Origin of the sequence: Stenotrophomonas maltophilia group sp. Smal32 (assembly GCF_030237085.1) — a bacterium.
GTDB classification, from domain to species: Bacteria; Pseudomonadota; Gammaproteobacteria; order Xanthomonadales; family Xanthomonadaceae; genus Stenotrophomonas; species Stenotrophomonas maltophilia_Q.
Window position 1 is genome coordinate 1 of sequence record NZ_JASJSI010000074.1, and the last position, 21,809, is coordinate 21,809.

Sequence of the window (21,809 nt, forward strand, 5' to 3'; positions counted from 1 at the left end):
GGCGAGATCTCCAGCTGGTGGCAGGGCCCGACCGAAACCGCGGTGTACATGTATGGTCAATCGTTCGAAGCGATGCGCGAAGCGATTGCCGGGTTCGTGGCCAGCTACCCGCTGTGCCAGAACCCACGCGTGGTGCAGATCGCCTGAGCATGGGCCTGATGTAGAGCCGAGCCCATGCTCGGCTCCTCCTTCCGCAGCCGAGCATGGGCTCGGCTCTACAGGAAAAGGCCGGCGGTGATCAGCGCTTGGCCGACAGCTTTTCCAGCGCCGCACGCAGCTGTGCCGGCGGCAGGTAGCCCCCCAGCTGGGTGCCGTCGGGGGCGAAGATCGCCGGCGTGCCGTTCACGCCCAGCTGCTGGCCCAGTGCGTACTGCATCGCTACCGGGTTGGTGCAGTTCTTGGCCGGCACGCTGCCACCGCGCTTGGCGTTGGTCAGTGCCTGGCGACGATCAGCCGCACACCAGACCGAGATCATGTCGGTGTAGTCCTTGCTGCCCAGGCCCATGCGCGGGAACGCCAGGTACTCGACGGAGATGCCGTTGCGGTTGAGCTCGGCGATGTCCTGGTGCAGCTTGCGGCAGTAACCGCATTCGATGTCGGTGAACACGCTGATGGTGTACTTGGCGTTCGGGGCAGCAAACACGATGCGGTCGCCATGGTTGGCCTTGGCCAGCAGATCGCGGCGGTAGCCGAGCAGGCCTTCGCTGTTGGCCGGGCCCTTGGCGCGGGTGTCATACGGCTGCGACTGGAACAGGTAGCGGCCATCATCGGACACGTACAGCAACTGGCCGGACACGACGACCTCGCGGAAGCCAGGGAACGGCGCAGCGCCGATGTAATCCACCTGGAAACCGGGATTGAGCGCGGTCAGCGCGGCACGCACGGCCTGGTCGGCCGACGCGTTGGCGGCCGGGCTGGCCTTGGCCGCAGTGGTAGCAGGGGCCTTGGCGGCCGGTGGCGCGGGCTGGGCACAGGCCGTCAGGCTGAGCGCGCCGAACACGGCGGCGATGGCAAATCGGAGCATGGAACGGTCCGCGGCAGAAGAAGACCTCGGATTCTGACACAGCCACCGGCACCGGGCCGCGACGCCGCGCACCGCCCGGGGCCAGGGTTCAGGCCCCCGCTCATCCACGCGGATGATGCCGGGCGTGCAGTTTCTGCAGGTGCTCGCGCGCCACCAGGGTGTAGATCTGGGTGGTCGACAACGAGCTGTGGCCAAGCAGCATCTGCAGCGCACGCAGATCGGCGCCACGATTGAGCAGGTGGGTGGCGAAGCTGTGGCGCAGGCCATGCGGGCTGATCCGCACCGGGTCGATACCGGCAATCTGCGCGTAGCGCTTGACCAGGTGCCAGAACGCCTGCCGGGTCAGCGCATGCAACGTCGCTTCGACAAACAGCGGGGTCTGCCCATCCGCCAAGGCCTGTACCCTGCCCTTGCCGACCAGCTGCGGCCGGGACTGCTGCAGGTAACGCTCCAGCCAATGCTGGGATTCCTCGCCCAGCGGCACCAGCCGCTCCTTGCTGCCCTTGCCGGTGACCCGCAGCATGCCCTGGCGCAGGTTGACCGCAGTGGCCGGCAGCAGCACCAGTTCGCTCACGCGCAGGCCGGCGGCATACATCAGCTCCAGCATGGCGCGATCGCGCAGGCCCAGCGGGCTGTCGACATCGGGTGCTGCCAGGAGCGCGTCGATCTGGCTCTCGGCCAGTGCCTTGGGCAGCAGCCGAGGCAGCTTGGGTGGGTCCAGCAGCGCGCTGGGGTCTTCGCTGCGGTCGCCCCGGCGCACGCCATCGGCAAAGAACGCGCGCAACGCCGACAACAGGCGGGCATTGCTTCGCGGCGACCAGCCATGCCGGGTGCGCCAGGCCAGGTAGTCGAACAGGCCGGGACGCTCGATGCCGGCCAGGCCACCGTCGCGCCCGTCCATCCAGCGTGCCAACCCTTCCAGGTCGCGCCGGTAGCTGTCGAGGGTGGCGCGGGCCAGGCCGTTCTCGGCCCAGATCGCATCGAGGAAACGCTGGATGCGCACGCTGTCATCGGCGCGCAGTTCCGGCAGTTGCTGCACCAGCTGGCGGCGTTCGGCGGGGGTGGAAACAGAAGCCATGCGTGCAGGATACGAGGGCCACTGCGGATGCGGCCAGCATTGCGTATGCTCGGCGCATGTCCCGTCCCGTCATTGATACGGTCCCTGCGGCCGCTACCGAGCTGCCCCGCCCACGCGCTTTGCTGCTGTGGCGTGCGCTGGCGATGGTCTACGACGCGCTGCCGGTGCTGGCGCTGTGGATGCTGGCCGGCACCCTGTTCACCCTGGCCTACACCTTCAGCGGCCACGCCCAGCGCGAGAACATTGCACCGTTCAGCGCCTGGCAGTGGCTGCTGTGGGCAGTGTGCTGGCTGATCACGGGGGGGTATGCCACGGCCAGCTGGCGCCGCGGCGGACAGACACTGGGCATGCGGCCGTGGCGGTTGAAGCTGGAATCGAGCGATGGCGCGCCCTTGCGACGCACGCAGCTTTGGCTGCGTTTCGCCGTGGGCACGTTGTCACTGCTGCTGGGCGGCCTGGGATTCTGGTGGGCGTGGATCGACCGCCAGCGACTGACCTGGCACGACCGCGCCAGCGGCACCCACCTGATGCGGATACCGAAGCGCTGATGCACGACCTGTAGAGCCGAGCCGATGCTCGGCTGACGAGCGGTGAGCGAAAAGCAGCCGAGCATGGGCTCGGCTCTACAACAATCACGATCAGCCCGATTTCCGCCGGAACAGCAATCCCGATACCGCCAGCATCACGATCGGCGGCAACGCATAGGCAATGCGGAAATCGAACTTCAACGCGCCGGCCATGCGGCCGAAGAACAGCTGCAGCAGCCAGAAGCCCAGCGCGAACAGGATACCGAGGAACAGGCGCTTGCCCATGCCACCACTACGCAGCGAGCCGAACGCGAACGGCACCGCCGCCAGGCACAGCGCCAGCACGTTCACCGGGTAGAACCAGCGGCTCCAGTACACGTCCTCGAAATCGCGCGCATCCAGGCCGTTGCGCTCGCGATAGGCGATGCTGGTGCTCAGTTCCGCCAGGCTGAGATTGCGTGGCTTGGCGATGCCGGTAGCCAGCGCCGCCGGGTCCAGCTTCGAATTCCAGGGCTCACGCGCCACTTCCTGGCGGGTCACCGAGCGCTCGCCGAAGGTGTCGCGGCGCACCCCGGTCAGTATCCAGCCGTCCTTGTCATGCTCGACGGTGTCGGCATGGGTCAACGAGGCGATCCGGCCGTCCTCGGCAATGCGGTACAGGCGCACGTCGCGCAGGATCAGCCGCGTGCCCTTGTCGCCCACCAGCTGCTCTTCGCCTGCGACGGCACTGAGGAAGGTATCGCCTTCGCGCGCCCACAGGCCCGAGTAGCGGCTGCTGGAAATGTCCCGCCCCCATTTGGCGCTGGACTTCAGCGCATCGGCGCGGTCCTGGCCCCAGGGGCCCAATGTCTCGGCGCTGAGCACCATCACTGCGGTCAGCAACGACAGCGCGATGGCCACCGATACGCTCAGGCGCTTCCGCGACAGGCCCAGCGCACGCAGCGCGGTCAGCTCCGAGGTCGCCGCCAGCTGGCCCAGGCCCATCAGTGCCCCGATCACCGCTGCGGTGGGGAACATCGTGTAGGCGCGGCGGGGCACCGTGTACAGCACCCATGCGGCGGCATGGCCCAGGGTGTAGCCGTTCTTGCCGATGTCCTTGAACTCGCCGGAGAACGCCATCACCACGTCCAGGCCGACCAGCACCGCCCAGGTAAGCAGTACGGTGGTGAACACCGACTGGCCCAGGTACAGATCGAAACGCATCGGGCGCAGCCTCATGCGCGGGCTCCCTTCGGGCGGCCCAGGCGGCCATCACGGGCATACATCCAGATCGCCAGCGCCAGCAGCGGCAGAGTCAGCCACCACAGGCCCAGCGCGGGCGGAATCTTGCCGTTGGCAATCCAGCCACTGCCGATGAACATCAGGTTGGTACCGACCATATAGGCCATCAGGGCCAGCATCATCCGGCCGTAGCGCTGCTGGCGCGGCGAGCTGCGGCCCAGCGGCACGGTCAGCAGGGCGAACGCCAGCGCGATCAGCGGTGGTGCCAGGCGACGGTGCAGCTGTGCCTGCGCCTGCGGGCGCTCGTCACCGATAAGCTTCAGCGTCGGCATCAGTTCCGGGTCATCCTCGGTGCGGGTCTGCGCGCCATCAGGCAGGGCCACGTCGTTGCGGGCGAAGGTCGCCAACCGGTAGTCCAGCGCACCGGCCACCGGACCTTCCACCTGGTGGCCGTCATCCAGCTCCAGGAAGCGCTGGCGGGTGCCCTCGAAGAACATGCGGCCGCCGTTGGCCGACACCACCTCCAGCCGGTCATCCTTCTGCCGCTGCAGGAACACCTTGCCCAGCTGGGTGCCATCGGGCGAGATCGAGGACAGGTAGACCACGCCGCCATTGGGCAGCTGGGTGAAGCGGCCCGGCTCCAGGCCGGCCATCAGCACGCTGCGGTTGGCCTCGACGATCATCTGCTCGGCCACCCGGCCGGCCCACGGGCCCAGCCACAGCGAGCAGGCGCCGACCAGCAGCACCACCGGCACCACCAGCATCAGCAGCGGCCGCAGCAGGCGCTTGGGGCCCACGCCAATGGCGGTGATGACCGCCATCTCCGAGTCCCGGTACAGGCGGGCGACCGCCAGCAGCAGGCCAAGCATCAGCGCCAGCGGCAGGATCAGCGGCAGGTAGGCGATGAACTGCAGGCCCAGCTGGGAGAACAGCAGCTTGGCCGGCAGACGCCCGTCGGCGATGTTGCCGAGGATGTCCACCAGCACGCCGCCTACGCTGACGACCAGCAGGACGATCAGGGTAGCCAGGAAACTCTGGACGAAATCGCCCAGCAGGTATCGGTCGAGCTTCAGCATGGGGCGGTGGTTTAAACTCTGGGGTTCGTTCGCGGTGCCGCCCAGTCTACTGTCTGGGCGTAAACGGCCTGCGATTGTACGGACTCGCCAATGGAATCTGCTCAATGGCCCTCGAATTCACCCTGAACCACGTTGCTCCGGCCGCCGCCACCGTCGATTGCCTGGTGGTCGGCGCCTACGCCGACCATACCCTGACCCCGGCCGCACAGGCCCTGGACGCTGCCAGCGGCGGCCGCCTGGCCTCGCTGGCCCAGCGCGGCGACCTGTCCGGCAAGACCGGCGCCACCACCCTGCTGCACGACCTGCCGGGCGTGACCGCCCCGCGCGTGCTGGTGGTCGGCCTGGGCGATGCCGCCCGCTTCGGCGTGCCGCAGTACCTGAAGGCCGTTGGCGACGCCGTGCGCGCGCTGAAGGCCGGCGCTACCCGCAGCGCACTGTTCACCCTGTCCGAAGTGGCCATCAAGGACCGCGACGCGGCCTGGGCGATCCGCCAGGCAGTGATCGCCGCCGATCACGCCGCCTACCGCTACACCGCCACGCTGGGCAAGAAGAAGGCCGACGACGCCGGCCTGGCCCAGCTGGCCATTGCCGGTGACGACGCCCAGGCCCTGGCCCAGGGCCAGGCCATCGCCGCCGGTGTCGAGTTCGCCCGCGAACTGGGCAACCTGCCACCGAACTACTGCACCCCGGCCTACCTGGCCGAAGTGGGCGTGAAGTTTGCCTGCGAGCACGACGGTGCCGAGGCCGAGATCCTGGATGAGACCCAGATGGAAGCGCTGGGCATGGGCTCGCTGCTGGCCGTGGCCCGCGGGTCGGCCAACCGTCCGCGCCTGGTCGTGCTGAAGTGGACCGGTGGCGGCGACGCCAAGCCCTATGTGCTGGTCGGCAAGGGCATCACCTTCGATACCGGTGGCGTCAACCTGAAGACCCAAGGCGGCATCGAGGAGATGAAGTACGACATGTGCGGTGGCGCCAACGTCATCGGCACCTTCGTCGCGGCCGTGAAGGCCAAGCTGCCGCTGAACCTCGTCGTGGTGGTGCCGGCCGTTGAAAACGCGATCGATGGCAACGCCTACCGTCCATCTGACGTGATCACCTCGATGTCGGGCAAGACCATCGAAGTGGGCAACACCGACGCCGAAGGCCGCCTGATCCTGTGCGACGCGCTGACCTACGCACAGCGCTTCGAGCCGGCCGCGCTGGTCGACGTCGCCACCCTGACCGGTGCCTGCATGGTCGCCCTCGGCCACCAGACCGCCGGCCTGATGACCAAGCACGACGACCTGGCCAACGAGCTGCTGGCTGCCGGCGAGCACGTGTTCGACCGCGCCTGGCGCCTGCCGCTGTGGGACGAGTACCAGCCGATGCTGGATTCGACCTTCGCCGACGTCTACAACATCGGCGGCCGCTGGGCCGGTGCGATCACCGCTGGCTGCTTCCTGTCGCGCTTCGCCGAAGGCCAACGCTGGGCGCACCTGGACATCGCCGGCGTGGCCAGCGATGAAGGCAAGCGTGGCATGGCCACCGGCCGCCCGGTCGGCCTGCTGAGCCAGTGGCTGCTGGACCAGGCCGCCCGCGCCTGATGCCGTACCCGACCCTGGCCGGCCCACGCCGGCCAGGGCCTCGCCCGGCACGACCGGGCTTCTGCCTGACCCGGACCCTGCCATGCCCCGCGCCGACTTCTACCTGATCGCCAAGCCCCGCTTCCTGACCGAGCCACTGCGCCTGGTCTGCGAGCTGGCACGCAAGGCCAACGACGCCGGGTTGTTCACCCTGGTGCTGGCCCGCGACCAGGCCCAGGCCGAAGAGCTGGACGAGCTGCTGTGGGCCTTCGACAACGATGCCTACATCCCGCACCAGATCGCCGGCGAAGACATGGACGAGGAAGAGGCCCTGGTGCTGATCGCCGTACCAGGCACCGACGCGCCGGCACGCCCGCTGGTGATCAACCTGCGCGATGAGCCCTGGCTGGGCCAGTGCGAACGCGTGCTGGAAGTGGTCCCGGCCGATCCGGAAGCGCGCGAACCGCTGCGCGAACGCTGGCGCCAGTACAAGGCCGCCGGTTACGACCTGAACAAGCACGACATGTAAGCGCGCCCCGGCCCCCTTGATGGGCCGCCGCCGCGCCCTGATCCTTCAACGATTACCTCCTGGTTCCCCCGCATGACCCAACTCGCCTCCAGCTACGACCCGAAGTCCTTCGAGACCGACCTCTACGAGGCCTGGGAGAAGGCCGGCCACTTCAAGCCGTCCGGCACGGGCGAGCCGTACACCATCCTGCTGCCGCCACCGAACGTGACCGGCACGCTGCACATGGGCCATGCGTTCCAGCAGACGCTGATGGATGCACTTGTGCGCTACCACCGCATGCGCGGCTACGACACGCTGTGGCAGGTCGGTACCGACCACGCCGGCATCGCCACCGAAATGGTGGTCAGCCGCAACCTGGCGCTGGAAGGCAAGGGCGAGACCCGTGATTCGCTGGGCCGCGAAGGCTTCATCGGCAAGGTCTGGGAGTGGAAGCAGCAGTCCGGCGACACCATCGAACGCCAGATGCGCCGCCTCGGCACCTCCGCCGACTGGTCGCGCAGCACCTTCACCATGGACCCGCAGCCGTCGGCCGCGGTGAACGAAGCCTTCGTGCGCTGGTACGAGCAGGGCCTGATCTACCGCGGCCAGCGCCTGGTCAACTGGGACCCGGTGCTGAAGACCGCCATTTCCGACCTGGAAGTGGAGAGCGCCGAGGAAGATGGCTTCCTGTGGTCGATCGCCTACACGCTGGATGAAGGCCTGAGCTACGAGCACGTCGAGCGCGATGCCGACGGCGTGGAAACCCTGCGCGAAACCCGCGACTACCTGGTGGTCGCCACCACCCGCCCGGAAACCCTGCTGGGCGATACCGCGGTGATGGTCCACCCGGAAGATGAGCGCTACGCCCATCTGATCGGCAAGAGCGTGGTGCTGCCGTTGACCGGCCGCCGCGTGCCGGTGATCGCCGACGACTACGTGGACCGTGCGTTCGGCACCGGCGTGGTCAAGGTCACCCCGGCGCACGATTTCAACGACTATGAAGTGGGCGTGCGCCACGGCCTGCCGATGATCAACCTGTTCACCCCGGTGGCGGCGCTCAACGAGAACGCACCGGAGCGTTTCCAGGGCCTGGACCGCTACGCAGCGCGCAAGGCCGTGCTGGCCGAGCTGGAAGACCTGGGCATCCTGGTCGAGACCAAGGCGCACAAGCTGCAGGTGCCGCGCGGCGACCGTACCGGCCAGGTGATCGAGCCGTACCTGACCGACCAGTGGTTCGTGAAGATGGACGACCTGGCCAAGCGTGGCCTGGAACTGGTCGAGGACGGAAGCATCGCCTTCGTGCCGCCGAACTGGATCAACACCTACCGCCACTGGATGAACAACATCCAGGACTGGTGCATCAGCCGCCAGCTGTGGTGGGGCCATCGCATTCCGGCGTGGTTCGACGAAGCCACCGGCAACTGCTACGTCGGTCGCAGCGAAGACGAAGTGCGCGCGAAGAACAACCTCGGCAGCGACGTGGTGCTGAACCAGGAAAGCGACGTGCTGGAGACCTGGTTCTCCTCGCAGCTGTGGCCGTTCTCCACCCTGGGCTGGCCAAACGAGCAGGCCATGGCCGAGCGTGGCTTCGACCGCTACCTGCCGTCGTCAGTGCTGATCACCGGCTTCGACATCATCTTCTTCTGGGTGGCGCGCATGATCATGGCCACCGACAACCTGGTCGGGAAGATCCCGTTCAAGGACGTCTACTTCACCGGCCTGATCCGCGACGGCCAGGGCCAGAAGATGTCCAAGAGCAAGGGTAACGTGCTTGACCCGCTGGACATCATCGACGGCATCACCATCGACGACCTGGTCGCCAAGCGCACCGGCGGCCTGATGCAGCCGAAGATGGTGGAGAAGATCGAGAAGGCCACCCGCAAGGAATTCCCGGACGGCATCGCCGCCCATGGTGCCGACGCGCTGCGCTTCACCATCGCCGCGCTGGCCACCCACGGCCGCGACATCAAGTTCGACATGAACCGCGCCGAGGGCTACAAGAACTTCTGCAACAAGCTGTGGAACGCCAGCCGCTTCGCCCTGATGAACACTGAAGGCGCGGCCTTCACCGGCGTGCCCAAGCCGCGCACCGATGCCGAGCGCTGGATCCTCGCGCGCCTGGCGGCCACCACCGCCGAAGCGCAGGGCCATTTCGCCGCCTACCGCTTCGACCTGCTGGCGCAGTGCCTGTACGAGTTCGCCTGGAACGCGTTCTGCGACTGGTTCCTGGAACTGAGCAAGCCGGCCCTGAACGGTGCCGACGCCGCCGATGCTGAAAGCACCCGCCACACCCTGCTGTACGTGCTGGAAGCGCTGCTGCGCCTGCTGCACCCGCTGACCCCGTTCATCACCGAACAGCTGTGGCAGCAGCTGGCCCCGCGCCTGGGCCTGGCCGAAACCACGCTGTCGCTGCGCCCGTACCCGACCGCGGCCGAGTTCGAAGGCGATTTCGCCCAGGCCGAGGCCGACGTGGAATGGCTGAAGGCGGTGATCAGTGCGGTGCGCCGCGTGCGCAGCGAACTGAACGTCGCCCCATCCAAGCTGGTGCCGCTGCGCCTGCAGGCCGGCCTGGAACAGGACCGCCTGCGCATTGAACGCTTCAGCGCCTCGCTGTCGTTCCTGCTGAAGCTGGACAGCATCCAGTGGCTGGCCGAAGGTGAAAGCGCACCGCCGGCCGCCGCCGCAATCGTGGGTGAACTGAAGCTGCTGGTGCCGCTGGAAGGCCTGGTCGATCTCGACGCCGAGCGCGTGCGCCTGGACAAGGAAATCGCCCGCGTCGATGCCGAAAAGGAAAAGAGCGAGACCAAGCTGGCCAGGTTCACCGACAAGGTGCCACCGGCGGTGGTCGAGCAGGAACGCGTGCGACTGGCCGACTGGAATACCCAACTGGCCGGCCTGCGCGAGCAGCGCGCGAAGCTGTAAGCGCCGCGCTCTGGTGCGTGCCAGCCAAGGTTGGCAATTACCACGGCGGGAGAGGTTGGCATCTACCGATGCGGAATCGGAAACGCCGGGCAATGCCCGGCGTTTCCATTTTCCCGGCATGGCATCATCGCCCGATGCCTCTTTCCATCTTCCTGCTGGTCCTCGCGGCTGCGGCCCTGCACGCCAGCTGGAATGCGATCGTCAAACGCGGGCCGGACAAGCTCCTCGGCACCGTGCTGGTGACCGGCAGCGCCGCACTGCTGTCGGCGGCCGCCCTGCCCTTCCTGCCGTTCCCGGCCGCGCACAGCTGGCCCTGGCTGGCTGCATCCGTGCTGCTGCAGGTGACCTACTACGGCCTGGTGGCACGCTGCTACCAGCAGGTCGACATGAGCCTGGCCTATCCGCTGATGCGTGGCAGCGCGCCGATCCTGGTTGCACTGGCCGGCACCCTGCTGGGCGAGCAGCTGCCCCCTGCCGCGTGGCTGGGCGTGGTGCTGGTGAGCACCGGCATCCTGTGCATGGCACTGGGTGCACGTGGCGGCCAACTGCGCCTGCCACTGCTGACCGCGGCGATGATCGCCACCTACACCCTGGTCGATGCGCAGGGTGCGCGCCAATCCGGCAGTGCGCTCAGCTACACGCTGTGGTTGTTCCTGCTGTCGGGCATTCCACTGCCACTTTGGGCGTTGTACACCCGCGGTGGCGCGGTGCTGGACTATGCGCGCCAGCATTGGCCGCTGGGACTGGCCGGCGGCGTCGGCACCACCGCGTCCTACGCGATGGCGTTGTGGGCGATGACCCAGGCCCCGGTGGCGATGGTCTCAGCGCTGCGCGAATCGTCCATCCTGTTCGCGCTGTTGATCTCGGTGTTCCTGCTGCGCGAGCGGATCCCGCGTGCGCGCTGGCTGGCAGCGGCACTCATCGTGGGCGGTATATTGGCCTTGCGGCTGGCGTAGAGGTAGTGCCGGCCGCTGGGCGGCACCCCTTCTCCCTTACAACGGCGGCATCGCCTGCAGGTCGCCGTCGACCAGTTCGATGGCCATCACCACCGCATCCTCGCGGCCCTGTGCCGCCGGGTAGTAGCGTGGACGGCGGCCGATCTCGTTGAAACCTTCGCTGTGGTACAGGGCCAGCGCGGGTGTATTGGACGGACGCACTTCCAGGAACACGCGGTGCGCACCCCGGTTGCCCGCCAGCTGCACCAGTGCGCGCAGCAGTTGGCGACCCAGCCCACGCGACTGCGCCAGCGGATCGATGCAGATGTTCAGTACATGTGCCTCGTCGGCGGCAATGCTGAGCACGCCGTAGCCGATCAGCTGGCCATCGCGCTCCATCGCCAGTCCGGGATAACCGGCACGCAGGCAATCAACGAAGATGCCGCGGGTCCATGGGAACGGATAGCCACGCACTTCGATCGCCATCACCGCATTGAGGTCGCTCTCGCGCAATGCGCGCAGGCCGACCGGGCCGGGCTGGCTGACCGCGCTCATGCACTGCCCCGCTTGCGCAGGGCACGCAACTGCGGCCACAAAGCGCGCTTGGCGGCCGGATCCTGGCGCAGCTGGTCCAGCGGCCAACTGTCCATCAGCGCCTGCGTGGCGGGATCGTTGGGATTGCAGCCGGACGCACGCAGCAGTGCGATCTGCAGGCGATCCGGGAGCCGCACCGCCGGTTGCCGTGCATTGCCGCCCGGCAGCGGACGGACCGGTGCCGGCGCGGTATCCGGTGCGGTGATGGGGGTCTCGCGACGCGGCGGTGCCGGGCGTCCCTGATGAGGAGCGGCTGCGGCTTCGGCAGGGTGTTCCCGCATGGAGGCCGAACCCGCCCGCACTGGTTCCGCCGAAGCCGCTGCGGCCGCATCGGCTTCGGCCACGCTCAACTGCAGCGCGGCGTCCAGTTCGGCGGCCAGCTGGCCGTCGTGATACACGGTGTAACCCATGGCCTGCAGCCAGGCCTGCTGGGCCGGTGACCACAGCACGGGCAGGTCCTGGCTCACGCGGCCTCGGGCTTCTTGCGCAGGCGCTGCACGGCCCACATCACCGGGCCGGACAAGGCGTACAGGATGCCCACCGCGAACAGCACGCGCGGCAGATCGATGACCGCGATGGCGATCGCCACCGGTACCAGTGCCAGCACCAGGAACGGCACACGGTCGGAACGCCCCCCCTTGGCAGCACCGCCCTTGAAGCTCCAGAAGCGGATGCGGCTGACCATCAGCAACGCCGCGACGATCGTCACCGCCAGCGCCACATAGCGCAGCTGGTTGCCGTCCCAGCCCAGGTTGCCATCGGCGAAGGCCCAGACGAAGGACATCATCAGGCCGGCCGCAGCCGGGCTGGCCAGGCCGACGAACCAGCGCTTGTCGACCACCGCCACCTGGGTGTTGAAGCGGGCCAGGCGCAGTGCCGCGCAGGCGGCATACAGGAACGCCACCGCCCAGCCGACCCGCCCGAGCAGCGGGTCATCGAACTTCAGCCACGACAGCGACCAGTGGTACATCACCAGCGCCGGGGCCATGCCGAAGCTGACCAGGTCGGCCAGCGAGTCGTACTGCACACCGAATTCGCTGCTGGTACCGGTCAGGCGCGCCACGCGCCCGTCCAGGCCATCCATCACCGCTGCCACGAACACGGCGATGCTGGCATTGACGAAATCCCCGTTGGCCGCGGCGATGATCGCGTAGAAGCCGGCGAACAGGCCGGCGGTGGTGAACAGGTTGGGCAGCAGGTAAATCGTGCGCGAACGCGGCGGCGGTGTGATCGGGTCCATGGAATCCAGTTTAATCGACTTGCCAGTGCTCGGCGCCAATGCTGCAATCGGCGTTCTACGCCCATTCCATGGAGTTTGCCATGCGTGCCCTGTCCTGCCTTGGATGCCTGCTGCTGTTGGCCAGTGCCAACGCCGTGGCCGGCCCGGTCTATAAATGGAAGGACGCCAATGGCGTGACCCAGTACTCGGAGACCCCGCCGGCCGGCAAGAAATTCGAGACCCGCGAGCAGGCCCGCAGCCCTCAGGCCGCGGCCAGCGCCGAGACACCGGCCGCGCCGGTGCCGGAACAGTGCAGCACCGCCCGTGCCAACCTGGCCCTGCTGGAAGGCTCCGGCCAGGTGATGCACGACACCGATGGCGACGGCAAGCCCGATACCGCGTTGACCCCGGAACAGCGCAGCGCGCAGAAGGGGTTGGCGGAAGCGGCCATCAAGGCGTATTGCCCGGCGGAGTGAGGGTATCGGCAGGGCTTGCAGCCCTGCACCTGCTTCAAGCAACGGCAACGTCAACAGCCGGCTACGGGCTTTCTGTGGGTTTGGCGGGGCGGTGTGGGCTGGCAGGACACGCCGTAAACCTGTGGTGGTCTAATCAACTTGGACACTCGATAGGATCAATTTCGAGCATCGAGGTAGACCCATGGCAAAACAGATCACTCAGGGCATGAGGGATGAGGCGGTTCGCCTTGTCGTTGTGGAGGGGCAGACAGTCAGGGACGTCTGCCAGCTGATGGATGTCGGCCCGACGGCGCTGAGGCGCTGGATCGAGCAATGGCGGCGAAAGCATGACCCTCAGGCCGAGGCACCGCCGGTGGATGCCCAGGTCAGAATCGCCGAGCTGGAGGCCCAGAATCGCAGGCTCAAGGAGGAGCGCGACCTGCTAAAAAAATCCATCGCCTTCTTCATTCGGGACAGCGATCACCGGAACAGGTGATCCAGGAATTGGGGAAGGTCGCTCCGATCCGGTTGGTGTGTCAGTTGATGGACTATCCCCGTAGCAGCTACTACGCCTGGCTGCACCGGGAGCCCCGGATTGACCGGGCGCTGCTGGCCCAGGTTGATCTGGTTCGTCGCATTCATCAGTCCCATCGGGGGAGCTGTGGCTCTCGCAAGATGGCCAGGGAGCTGACCAACTGCGGCCTACCCATGGGGCGCTACCGCGCCCGGACGCTGATGCGCCGAGCCGGTGTCAGGGCGCGACAGCACCGGCGGCACAAGTACCACAGCCTTGGGCCGCAGGCACTGACGGCGCCCAACGTGTTGGAACGCCAATTCAACCCGGCGGCCCCCAACCAGGTCTGGGCAGGGGATATCACCTACATCCCGACCCAGCAAGGCTGGCTCTATCTGGCCATCGTGGTGGATCTGTTTGCCCGCCGGATCGTGGGCTGGGCTCACTCTCACGAAGGGGATGCCTGGCTGGCCGTCAGAGCCCTGCGCGGGGCGCTGAAACAGCGTCGTCCCAACGGGCGACTACTTTTCCACTCGGATCAAGGTCGGCAGTACACCAGCCATGCCATGGCCGAAATCCTGCGTGACAACGGCATCACCCAGAGCATGAGCCGGAAGGGCAACTGCTGGGACAACGCGGTGGTGGAACGGGTTTTCGCCACCCTCAAAGGGGAATGGCTTTACTCCAAATACCCCACTCGACAGGAGGCGGCAGCAGACATCGAGCAGTTCGTGGACTGGTACAACCACCGTCGGCTACACAGTGCCAACGGCCTTGTGCCACCTGCGCTTTGTGAAGAGCAGGTGGCCTGAACTCCCTTTGGGAGTGTCCAAAAATACTGGACCACCACAGGTTTACGGCGTGTCCCGCGAACCCATCCTGCCCGGCCCAATCGCATGAAACGCATTCCGCGACCACGTCACGAGGGGCTGCGCCGTTGGCTGGAAACTACGGCCACCAGCCACGCCCGTACCGGGCGAAATAATCGGCCGCGCGCTCGAATGGATTCCGCGCACTCACCCCGCCACACAGCAGGTACACCGGCAGGTACAGCGGCCCCAGCACCATGTACTGGTAGACGTGCGCGCGTTCGTGGTCGTCCAGCCGGATCAGCGGCTCCACGCCCCACCCCGCCTGATGCGCATAGGTCCGGCACGAAATGCCCAGGTCATGGCCGGTGTGCAGGATCACATTGCCCAGCGTGATCGCCCCACCCGGCCCCCATGGCCAGCGGTCGAACACCAGCGCACAGTCACGGCCGCTCCAGCGCAATGTCGCGCCGCCGAGCATGCCGGCCAGGCCGCCGATCACGCCGATCAGGGAATTGGGTGACGTCCACACCGCGCCCAGCACCTGCAGCGCGCGCAGCCAGATCGGCCAGGGCTCCGGGGCAGTCTTCAATCGGCCTCGTTCGGCATCAGCAGCCACAGGATCAGGTAGACCAGGATGCCGGGGAAGGCCGCCGAACCGATCGAGACCAGCACGAACACGATCCGCACCAGCGTGGGGTTCCAGCCGAAGCGGTGGGCGATGCCGCCCATCACGCCGGCAATCATGCGGTCGTTCAATGAACGCGACAGCGTCTTGGGCGTGGTGTTCATGGCGGTGTCTCCTCAGCTTGCGGGCAGAGCCAGTCGAGCATGGCTCGACTCTACACCGCCCCCATATCTACGGCGTGCGATGGCGCAGCGCCTGCAGGCGTGCGCCGAACCAGGCAGCTGCACTCTGTTCAGGCTGTCCCGGGCACTGGATACGGTACGGCTTGCCGCTCATGCTGCTCTGGCTGGCGGCTCGCTCGATGAACTGCTCGGCACTGTCGATCTGGTTTTTTTTCAGCAGATAGTCGTACTTGCGCTGCAGGTGCGCACGCGCGTCACTGCCGTCATACCAGCTGCCGTTGCGCTGGAACCTGCATTGCGAGCCATCAAGGCTGGAGATCAGCTGGGCGATCTCGCGCTGTGCATCCGCACTGGGTGCGGCGTGGGCAAGCGGCACTGCCAGCAGTGCCGCAAAAATCAAAAGAATCCGGTACGTCATCATCCCCCCAGGTCAGTCGAGCATGGCTCGACTCTACAGGTCACGCGCCTTCAACCAGTCATCAATCGTCGCCGGCACTTCGCGCTGCGCGCGGCCGGACACGTAAATGCCGATATGCCCGCCACGGAAACTGGACTCGGTGTAGTCGTCGGTGCCCAGGCGCCCACGCATCGCGCGCGATGCATCCGGCGGCACCAGATGATCCTGCTCGGCATAGATGTTCAGCACCGGCAGGGTCACCTGCGACAGATCCACCGCTTCCTCGCCGATCCGCACCGTGCCGTTCACCAGCCCGTTGCCCTGGTAGAACTGCTTGATGAAGTCACGGAACGCCTCGCCCGCCAGATCCGGCGAATCGAAGATCCATTTCTCCATGCGCAGGAAATCCTCCAGCGCGGCCTTGTCATCCAGGATGTCGAGCAGACCGACGTACTTCTGCACGTTCAGCCGGAACGGCTTGAGCATCAGGTAGCTGGCATTCATCAGATCGGCCGGGATGTTGCCCAGCGTGTCGACCAGCAGATCCACATCCACCTGCCGTGCCCAGTGCGAGAGCATGTTGTCGGCGGTCTGGAAATCAACCGGGGTGACCATGGTGATCAGCTTGCCCAGCTTCTGCCGGCGCAGTGCCGCATAGCACAGCGCGAACACGCCCCCCTGGCAGATGCCGAGCAGGTCCACCGGGCCACCGCTGCGCGCGCGCAGCGCCTCCACCGCGCCATCGATGTAGCGCAGCAGGTAGTCCTCCAGGGTCTGGAAGCGCTCGGAGCGGTCCGGGTAGCCCCAGTCCAGCACATAGACGTCCTGGCCCAGCGCCAGCAGCTTCTGTACCAGCGAGCGGTCGGCCTGCAGGTCCACCATGTACGGCCTGTTGACCAGCGCATAGACAATCAGCAGCGGCGTGCGGCGGGTGGGTGCCTGCTCGCCGACGAAGCGGTACAGCACCACCTTGCCGTCGCGCCAGACTTCTTCGCGGGCGGTCACGCCATAGTCCACGTCTTCCACCTGCGGCAGCAGCTTCAGCCCTTCCATCAGCTTGCGCTGCATGGCGAGGGTTTCCTGCATCAGGTCATCGGCGTTGAAGCCCAGCGGTCCTTTCATCGGTCACGCGCCCGTGAGGTGGTGCGTGCGGCAGCCTTCTTCGCCGATGCTTTCTTCGCCGGCGCCTTCTTCGCGGCCGGCTTCTTCGCCGGTGCGACCTTCTTCGCAGCTTTGCGTGCCACGGGCTTCACCTTTGCCGGTGCCGGCTGCGACACCGGATCCACCGCGGCAGTGCCCGCCAGCACCGCCACCTGCGCCTGCAGGCGGCGCAGGCTGCGCTCCAGTTCGGCAATGCGGCGATGCGCAGCGTCCATCTCGCTGCGGGTCGGCAAGCCGATACGCTCACTCATCTGTTCCACCTCGCGCTGCAGGCCGGCGCGCAGTCGCATCTGTGCGTTGCCCAGCGAGGCATACACCTGCTGGAACGGCTCGGACATGGCGACCTTGGCGTAGGCCTCCTCGGCCGCATCGATCCACAGGTCGAACATCGCACGCGCACTGGTCAGCTGGCTGCCCGGCTGTTCGTGCTGGGCCAAGCGCTGCTCGAACAGCGCGAAGGCCTCGTCCAGCGCCTGCCTGATCTGATCGACGTAGGCCCGCGAATGCTGCTGGTATTCCTCCTGCGCCCGCAGCAGGGCCTGCCAGCGTGCCTGGTGCTCGCGCCCGGGGCCGAACGCCGGGCTCTGCAGCCACGGACCGGCCTGCAGCTGGAACTGCTGCAACCACGCGGCGAATTCGGGCACGGCGGCGCCGGCATGGGTGCTGCCACGGGCACCCTGCAGCATCCACTGCAGCATGCCGTCGCCCTGCGCCTGCACCGCCTCGCGCCAGGCTTGGGCCACTTCAGCGCTGCTGGCGTCGCGACCCGCAAACCGTGCGGCGACGTCCTGCATGGTGCCGTACCAGTTGCCCGCCTGTTCGCGGAAGCGCCGCACGGCATCGTCCGGTGCGCCCTGCGCCTGCTCGGGCAACAGCTGGCCCCACCAGTCGAACAGCCGCTGCCAACTGCCGGGATCATCACCGGCCGGTGCACCGGGCGTGGTCGCATGGCGCAGGGCATCGCCCCAGGCACCGAAGTACTGCCGGGCCAGGGCTTCGAAATCGCTGCTGCCGGCGTCGTGGGCCGAGCTGGTCATCGCAGGCCTCCGCAGGGCTGGCTCATGGCTTGGGAATGCGCAGGGTCTTGCTGATCATCAGCGACCCGGACAGGGCGAACAGCAGCACCATCGGGTGCAGCTGCCAAGGGCCGATCTGCCACTGGCCGAACCAGAGGTCCTGGCCGATGGCATCGGTACCGGCAGCGATGGCCAGCACGATCACCAGCACCAGGCTGGTCGGGATCGGCGTGCCCTCGAAATACTTGACCTTGCCCTCGTCGCCGGCCAGCGCCTCGGCGGTGACGTTGTAGCGCGCCAGGCGGCTGACGCCGCAGCAGACGAAGTAGCTCAGCACCAGCCAGTCCCAGCCGCCCTGCATGCCGCACGCATAGGCCAGCGCCGCCGGCGCCACGCCGAAGGAGATCACGTCCGACAGCGAGTCCAGCTCGCGGCCCAGGGTGGAGCTGGATTTGCGCCAGCGCGCGATGCGCCCGTCAAGGGCGTCGAAAATGAAGGCCAGCGGGATCAGCGCCATGCCGAACAGCAGGTAGCCGCGCTCGCCGCCCTGCAGGAAACGCATCGCGGCGAACACCGCACCGGTGCCGCAGAAAGCATTGGCCAGGGTGAACCAGTCGGCCAGCTGGAATTCGCGCAGCATCGAGAAGTGACGTTTCATGGGGTCTCACGGAGCATCAAGGCCCACAGGTTACCGCGAGCGCCGCCATGGGTGACAGCGCCTGCCAGGCCGATTCTTCACCATGCGCTCACCCATCCTCACCAGCGGTGAATTTTTCGCCACCCATCTTGACAGCCTAGGGGGGTGGCGCCTGTCGCGGCTTATCCACAAAGTTGCCCACGCGTAATCCACACCCCCTGTGGACAACCAGATCTCACCGACTGCGACGCTGGACATTTCCTCATCACCCTGCAGCGGGGTTTCCCTACTTCCCAAGCCGCAAGGTCAGCGCTATGGTCACCGGCGGGCCCGCCGCCGCCACGTCCGAATCTCTTCGATGGACGACGACGATGCTGGATGCTTCCACCCTGGCCGCGCAGCTGCGGCAGCCCCATGGCGACGCCGCGCTGGCGGTGGCCGACTCGATGAACCGCAGCAACAGCGCCCTGAACCTGGCCGCGATCGGGCTGCTGGCGGTGGCGGCCGGCGAGCGCATCCTGGAGGTCGGCCCCGGCAATGCGGCCTTCGCGCCCCAGCTGTTGCAGGCGCCGGGCAGCCAGTACCTGGGCGTTGAACTGTCCGCCGCCATGGTCGAGGCCGGCAACCGGCGGCTGGCCAGTGCCGGCTTGGGCGACCGGGCGGCGATGCGGTTGGGCGATGCCCATGCGCTGCCGGTGGACGAGGCATCCGTGGATGCCGCACTGGCGGTCAACACCCTGTACTTCTGGCCCAACCTGGCCCCGGTGCTGGACGAGCTTGCGCGCGTACTGCGCCGGGGAGGCCGGCTGTGCCTGGCGTTCGGCGATGCGGCCTTCATGCGCAGCCTGCCGTTTGCCGCCGATTTCCAGCTGCATGAGCTGGACGCAGTTGAGCTGGCGATGCGCGTATCGGGATTCAACATCTCGGCCTGGCGCAGCCATCGCGAAACCGCCGCCAGCAATGACGGGCAGACGCGGGAGAAGCATTTCCACCTGCTGCTGGCGCATCGGCGCTGATTGCCGCCGGGCATGGCCCGGCGCTACCCGACCGGCATCGGCGTGGATTTTCACCGGATGCGATCCGACCGAGCGGTAGAGCCGGCCGCTGGCCGGCTGCTCCGGCCGTTCCGGTTTGCCGGCCAGCGGCCGGCACTACCCACCTTGCGTCCGTCGCCGCCATCGCGCGAAACAGAGCGCCTGCAACACCAGCATCGCCACCAGTCCCAGCGGCCACGCCCACCACAGGCCGGTCAGCCCGTGCCGCGCCTGCAGCCACATCGCCAACGGCAGCTCCAGCAGCAGCACCGCTGTCATGCCCAGCAACGCCGGCAGCAGCACAGTCCCGCTGCCGCGCATCACGCCGACCAGCACCGTGGTGCCGCCCATCGCCAGCACGCCCCACACCACCGTGCGCAGCTGCAGTGCCGCCAGTTCACGCACCTCCGGCGCCGCCAGGATCAGGCCGGTCAGCCACGGCGCCAGCGCCATCACCAGCAGCACCACGACCGTCAGCATCGCCAGGCCCAGCATCACGCCGGTGCGGGCAATGGCGGGCAATCGTGCCGCACGTCCTGCCCCCATCGCATGCGCGGCGAGGATGGTGGCGGTGATGCCCAGCGACATGGCCGGCAGCTGCACCCAGCTCATCAACTGGTTGACCGCACCGTAGGCCGCCGTGGCGGTGTAGCCATAGCGGTTGATCCAGCCGAGCAACACGATCTCGGCAATGGCCAGGCTGAGCATCTGCAGCGAGGACGGCACGCCGATGCGCAGCATCGAACGAATGATCGCGCCATCGAAACGGATGGCCCGCAGCAGCTCATGGCCGGGTGCCAGCGGATGCCCCAGGCGATGCCAGCGCCACAGCAACCAGACCAACGCCAGCAGCGAGGCAGATGCCGCCGACACCGCGGTACTGGCCGCGCCCAGCTGCGGCAGGCCGCCCCAGCCGAGGATCAGCAGTGGCGTGCACAGCAGGCCGAGCACGGTCGCCAGCAGCAGCGCGTGCAACGGCGTCTTTGCGTCCCCCACCGCGCGGCTCACGGCCGTCGCCAGCCACAACAGAAAGAACGCCGGCGCACTCAGCAGCAGCACCCGCGCATAGACGATGGCCTCGCCGAGGACCGGCGCCGGCGTCCCCAGTGCCGCCAGCATCTGCGGCGCGAACACGCCGCCCACGCCCATCACCAGCAGCGACAACAGCAGGGCAAGCGCCACCGCGCTGCCGGCCACGGCGCGTGCCCGCTGCGGTTGGCCTGCGCCCCAGGCCTGGCCGATCAGCACCATTGCGCCCGTCGCCAGGCCCATCACCAGGGCCATCAGCAGGAAGAACACCGGGAAGAACGCAGCGGCGGCAGCCACCGCCTGCGTGCCAAGCAGATGGCCGAGGTAGACGTTGTCCAGCGTGCCGGCGGCCAGCTGCAGTGCGTTGGTCATCAGCATGGGCAGCAGCAGGGCCAGGTAGGTGCGCGACAGCGGCGGCGCAACCGGAGGTGTCGCGTGTGCGGAAAGGCTCATGGGGTTTCTCTGGGCAAGGCGCTGCCCTGCCCGGCGTTTCCGCCAGCAAAGCAAGCACGAGGTAAGCGGGCAGTCGCCCGCGATCAAGCGGCGCCGTCGTTCATCCACGGCGCCCTGGGTCGAACGTCAGTACTTAAACAGGTGGGATATCGAAGGCCAGCCGCAGGGCGTGATCGCGCACGTCCCCGGGCCAGCGGTGCAACGCCGCTTCCAGGCCCGCGCGGTCATGCGCAAACAGGAGGCGGATGGCTTCCTCGAAGCCGGGCAGATCACCGGCAATGGCCTGCAGGAAGTGATAGGCGCGCTCGGTATCGCGGCGCTGCCGGTCCTTGTCTGCACCCGCACGGCTGGCCGCTTCCACCAGCCTGCGCAGCACCACGGAGGCCCCGCCCGGCTGTTCGGCCAGCCATGCCCAATGGCGCGGCAGCAACGTCACTTCGCGCGCAACCACGCCCAGTTTCGGGCGACCGCGGCCACGTGGGGGTGGTGCATCTTCGGTTTCTTCGGCGTGGGTTTCAACATCCGTCTGCAGCGGCGCCGGAAACGCTTCGGCGACCCGCGTCAGCAGTTCCGCGTCGCTGCCGCGCGTATCGAAATCGCGGGTGCGGCCGGTGGCATTGTCGAACACCAGCAACGGACCTGCGGCGTTGTCGGCGCGCAGCTGTTTGAGGGCCAGCGCGGCCACTTCCGGCGCACCGGAAACGACCAGGCGATGGCCGTCGAAACAGCTGAAGGGGGGCAGTCGGGACGCAGGCATGGCATTGGCATCGGGGGCGATGCACAAATATTGCCCGGGTAATTTGCGTCCGTCAATATCACCCGGGTATT

The 21,809-nt window shown here is 67.5% G+C and carries 24 protein-coding genes; 9 read left to right on the forward strand and 15 right to left on the reverse strand.

What is annotated here, in order from left to right:
* Positions 1–238: 238 nt before the first annotated feature.
* A complete protein-coding gene (locus QRO91_RS16050) occupies positions 239–1,024 on the reverse strand; it encodes a DsbC family protein (protein WP_049427368.1) in 786 nt (261 codons plus the stop codon).
* Between the two features lie 100 nt (positions 1,025–1,124).
* A complete protein-coding gene (gene xerD, locus QRO91_RS16055; protein ID WP_197650568.1) occupies positions 1,125–2,102 on the reverse strand; it encodes a site-specific tyrosine recombinase XerD in 978 nt (325 codons plus the stop codon).
* A 56-nt stretch (positions 2,103–2,158) separates the two neighbouring features.
* On the opposite strand from xerD, the gene QRO91_RS16060 reads away from it, so the two are divergent.
* Entirely contained in the window at positions 2,159–2,650 is a 492-nt protein-coding gene (locus tag QRO91_RS16060) for an RDD family protein (protein WP_049427371.1), read from the forward strand.
* 90 nt (positions 2,651–2,740) lie between these two features.
* On the opposite strand, the gene lptG is transcribed toward QRO91_RS16060, so the two are convergent.
* The gene (gene lptG, locus QRO91_RS16065; RefSeq protein ID WP_049427372.1) at positions 2,741–3,847 is read right to left on the reverse strand and encodes an LPS export ABC transporter permease LptG; all 1,107 of its coding nucleotides are present in this window, start codon (positions 3,845–3,847) and stop codon (positions 2,741–2,743) included.
* Positions 3,844–4,926, reverse strand: a complete 1,083-nt coding sequence (gene lptF, locus QRO91_RS16070; protein ID WP_049427375.1) for an LPS export ABC transporter permease LptF — start codon at positions 4,924–4,926, stop codon at positions 3,844–3,846. The genes lptG and lptF overlap by 4 nt, the downstream gene beginning before the upstream one ends.
* Positions 4,927–5,030: 104 nt before the next feature.
* Between lptF and QRO91_RS16075 the strand changes: the two genes are divergently transcribed.
* The 4 genes from QRO91_RS16075 (at position 5,031) to QRO91_RS16090 (ending at position 10,874) form a co-directional block, all read left to right on the forward strand.
* Complete coding sequence (locus tag QRO91_RS16075; RefSeq protein WP_285310468.1) at positions 5,031–6,509, forward strand: leucyl aminopeptidase; 1,479 nt, start codon at positions 5,031–5,033, stop codon at positions 6,507–6,509.
* 82 nt (positions 6,510–6,591) lie between these two features.
* Positions 6,592–7,017, forward strand: coding sequence for a DNA polymerase III subunit chi (locus QRO91_RS16080; RefSeq protein WP_014645876.1), 426 nt, complete (start codon positions 6,592–6,594; stop codon positions 7,015–7,017).
* Between the two features lie 72 nt (positions 7,018–7,089).
* Positions 7,090–9,918 carry a valine--tRNA ligase gene (locus QRO91_RS16085; protein WP_049427382.1) on the forward strand — a complete coding sequence of 943 codons (2,829 nt, stop codon included), beginning with the start codon at positions 7,090–7,092 and terminating at the stop codon, positions 9,916–9,918.
* 134 nt (positions 9,919–10,052) lie between these two features.
* Entirely contained in the window at positions 10,053–10,874 is an 822-nt protein-coding gene (locus tag QRO91_RS16090; protein ID WP_049427384.1) for an EamA family transporter, read from the forward strand.
* 36 nt (positions 10,875–10,910) lie between these two features.
* Here QRO91_RS16090 and rimI read toward each other — a convergent pair whose 3' ends face one another.
* Genes rimI through pssA form a run of 3 tightly spaced genes read right to left on the reverse strand, consistent with a single transcriptional unit; the run spans position 10,911 to position 12,687 of the window.
* Positions 10,911–11,408 carry a ribosomal protein S18-alanine N-acetyltransferase gene (rimI, locus tag QRO91_RS16095; RefSeq protein ID WP_049427388.1) on the reverse strand — a complete coding sequence of 166 codons (498 nt, stop codon included), beginning with the start codon at positions 11,406–11,408 and terminating at the stop codon, positions 10,911–10,913.
* Positions 11,405–11,914, reverse strand: a complete 510-nt coding sequence (locus QRO91_RS16100; protein ID WP_049427392.1) for a hypothetical protein — start codon at positions 11,912–11,914, stop codon at positions 11,405–11,407. Before QRO91_RS16100 ends, rimI begins: the two co-directional genes overlap by 4 nt.
* Positions 11,911–12,687, reverse strand: coding sequence for a CDP-diacylglycerol--serine O-phosphatidyltransferase (gene pssA / locus QRO91_RS16105; RefSeq protein ID WP_046983850.1), 777 nt, complete (start codon positions 12,685–12,687; stop codon positions 11,911–11,913). The genes QRO91_RS16100 and pssA overlap by 4 nt, the downstream gene beginning before the upstream one ends.
* A gap of 80 nt (positions 12,688–12,767) precedes the next feature.
* On the opposite strand from pssA, the gene QRO91_RS16110 reads away from it, so the two are divergent.
* The 3 genes from QRO91_RS16110 to QRO91_RS16115 all read left to right on the forward strand — a co-directional run bounded on the left by QRO91_RS16110 (position 12,768) and on the right by QRO91_RS16115 (position 14,447).
* Positions 12,768–13,142 (forward strand): DUF4124 domain-containing protein, encoded by a 375-nt coding sequence (locus QRO91_RS16110; protein WP_049427395.1) that lies wholly within the window; start codon positions 12,768–12,770, stop codon positions 13,140–13,142.
* 181 nt (positions 13,143–13,323) lie between these two features.
* Complete coding sequence (locus tag QRO91_RS22600) at positions 13,324–13,617, forward strand: transposase (RefSeq protein ID WP_019338990.1); 294 nt, start codon at positions 13,324–13,326, stop codon at positions 13,615–13,617.
* A complete protein-coding gene (locus QRO91_RS16115) occupies positions 13,614–14,447 on the forward strand; it encodes an IS3 family transposase (protein ID WP_404830271.1) in 834 nt (277 codons plus the stop codon). Before QRO91_RS22600 ends, QRO91_RS16115 begins: the two co-directional genes overlap by 4 nt.
* A 136-nt stretch (positions 14,448–14,583) precedes the next feature.
* On the opposite strand, the gene QRO91_RS16120 is transcribed toward QRO91_RS16115, so the two are convergent.
* The 6 genes from QRO91_RS16120 to QRO91_RS16145 form a co-directional block, all read right to left on the reverse strand.
* Entirely contained in the window at positions 14,584–15,036 is a 453-nt protein-coding gene (locus QRO91_RS16120; RefSeq protein WP_197619826.1) for a hypothetical protein, read from the reverse strand.
* On the reverse strand, positions 15,033–15,236 hold the full coding sequence (locus QRO91_RS16125; RefSeq protein ID WP_014037612.1) for a PspC domain-containing protein: 204 nt from the start codon (positions 15,234–15,236) through the stop codon (positions 15,033–15,035). The genes QRO91_RS16120 and QRO91_RS16125 overlap by 4 nt, the downstream gene beginning before the upstream one ends.
* A 67-nt stretch (positions 15,237–15,303) precedes the next feature.
* A complete protein-coding gene (locus QRO91_RS16130) occupies positions 15,304–15,672 on the reverse strand; it encodes a YfeK family protein (protein ID WP_197619825.1) in 369 nt (122 codons plus the stop codon).
* A 33-nt stretch (positions 15,673–15,705) separates the two neighbouring features.
* Positions 15,706–16,773, reverse strand: a complete 1,068-nt coding sequence (locus QRO91_RS16135) for a class III poly(R)-hydroxyalkanoic acid synthase subunit PhaC (protein ID WP_285310469.1) — start codon at positions 16,771–16,773, stop codon at positions 15,706–15,708.
* Positions 16,770–17,849, reverse strand: coding sequence for a class III poly(R)-hydroxyalkanoic acid synthase subunit PhaE (phaE, locus tag QRO91_RS16140; protein ID WP_197651255.1), 1,080 nt, complete (start codon positions 17,847–17,849; stop codon positions 16,770–16,772). Before phaE ends, QRO91_RS16135 begins: the two co-directional genes overlap by 4 nt.
* A 22-nt stretch (positions 17,850–17,871) precedes the next feature.
* Entirely contained in the window at positions 17,872–18,486 is a 615-nt protein-coding gene (locus QRO91_RS16145; protein WP_197651256.1) for a phosphatidylcholine/phosphatidylserine synthase, read from the reverse strand.
* A 350-nt stretch (positions 18,487–18,836) separates the two neighbouring features.
* Here QRO91_RS16145 and QRO91_RS16150 point away from each other — a divergent pair, with 350 nt between their 5' ends.
* Positions 18,837–19,481, forward strand: a complete 645-nt coding sequence (locus QRO91_RS16150; RefSeq protein ID WP_285310470.1) for a class I SAM-dependent methyltransferase — start codon at positions 18,837–18,839, stop codon at positions 19,479–19,481.
* Between the two features lie 135 nt (positions 19,482–19,616).
* On the opposite strand, the gene QRO91_RS16155 is transcribed toward QRO91_RS16150, so the two are convergent.
* The gene (locus QRO91_RS16155) at positions 19,617–20,981 is read right to left on the reverse strand and encodes an MATE family efflux transporter (RefSeq protein WP_197650393.1); all 1,365 of its coding nucleotides are present in this window, start codon (positions 20,979–20,981) and stop codon (positions 19,617–19,619) included.
* 133 nt (positions 20,982–21,114) lie between these two features.
* Positions 21,115–21,738 (reverse strand): DUF2239 family protein, encoded by a 624-nt coding sequence (locus tag QRO91_RS16160; RefSeq protein WP_285310471.1) that lies wholly within the window; start codon positions 21,736–21,738, stop codon positions 21,115–21,117.
* Positions 21,739–21,809 lie beyond the last annotated feature (71 nt).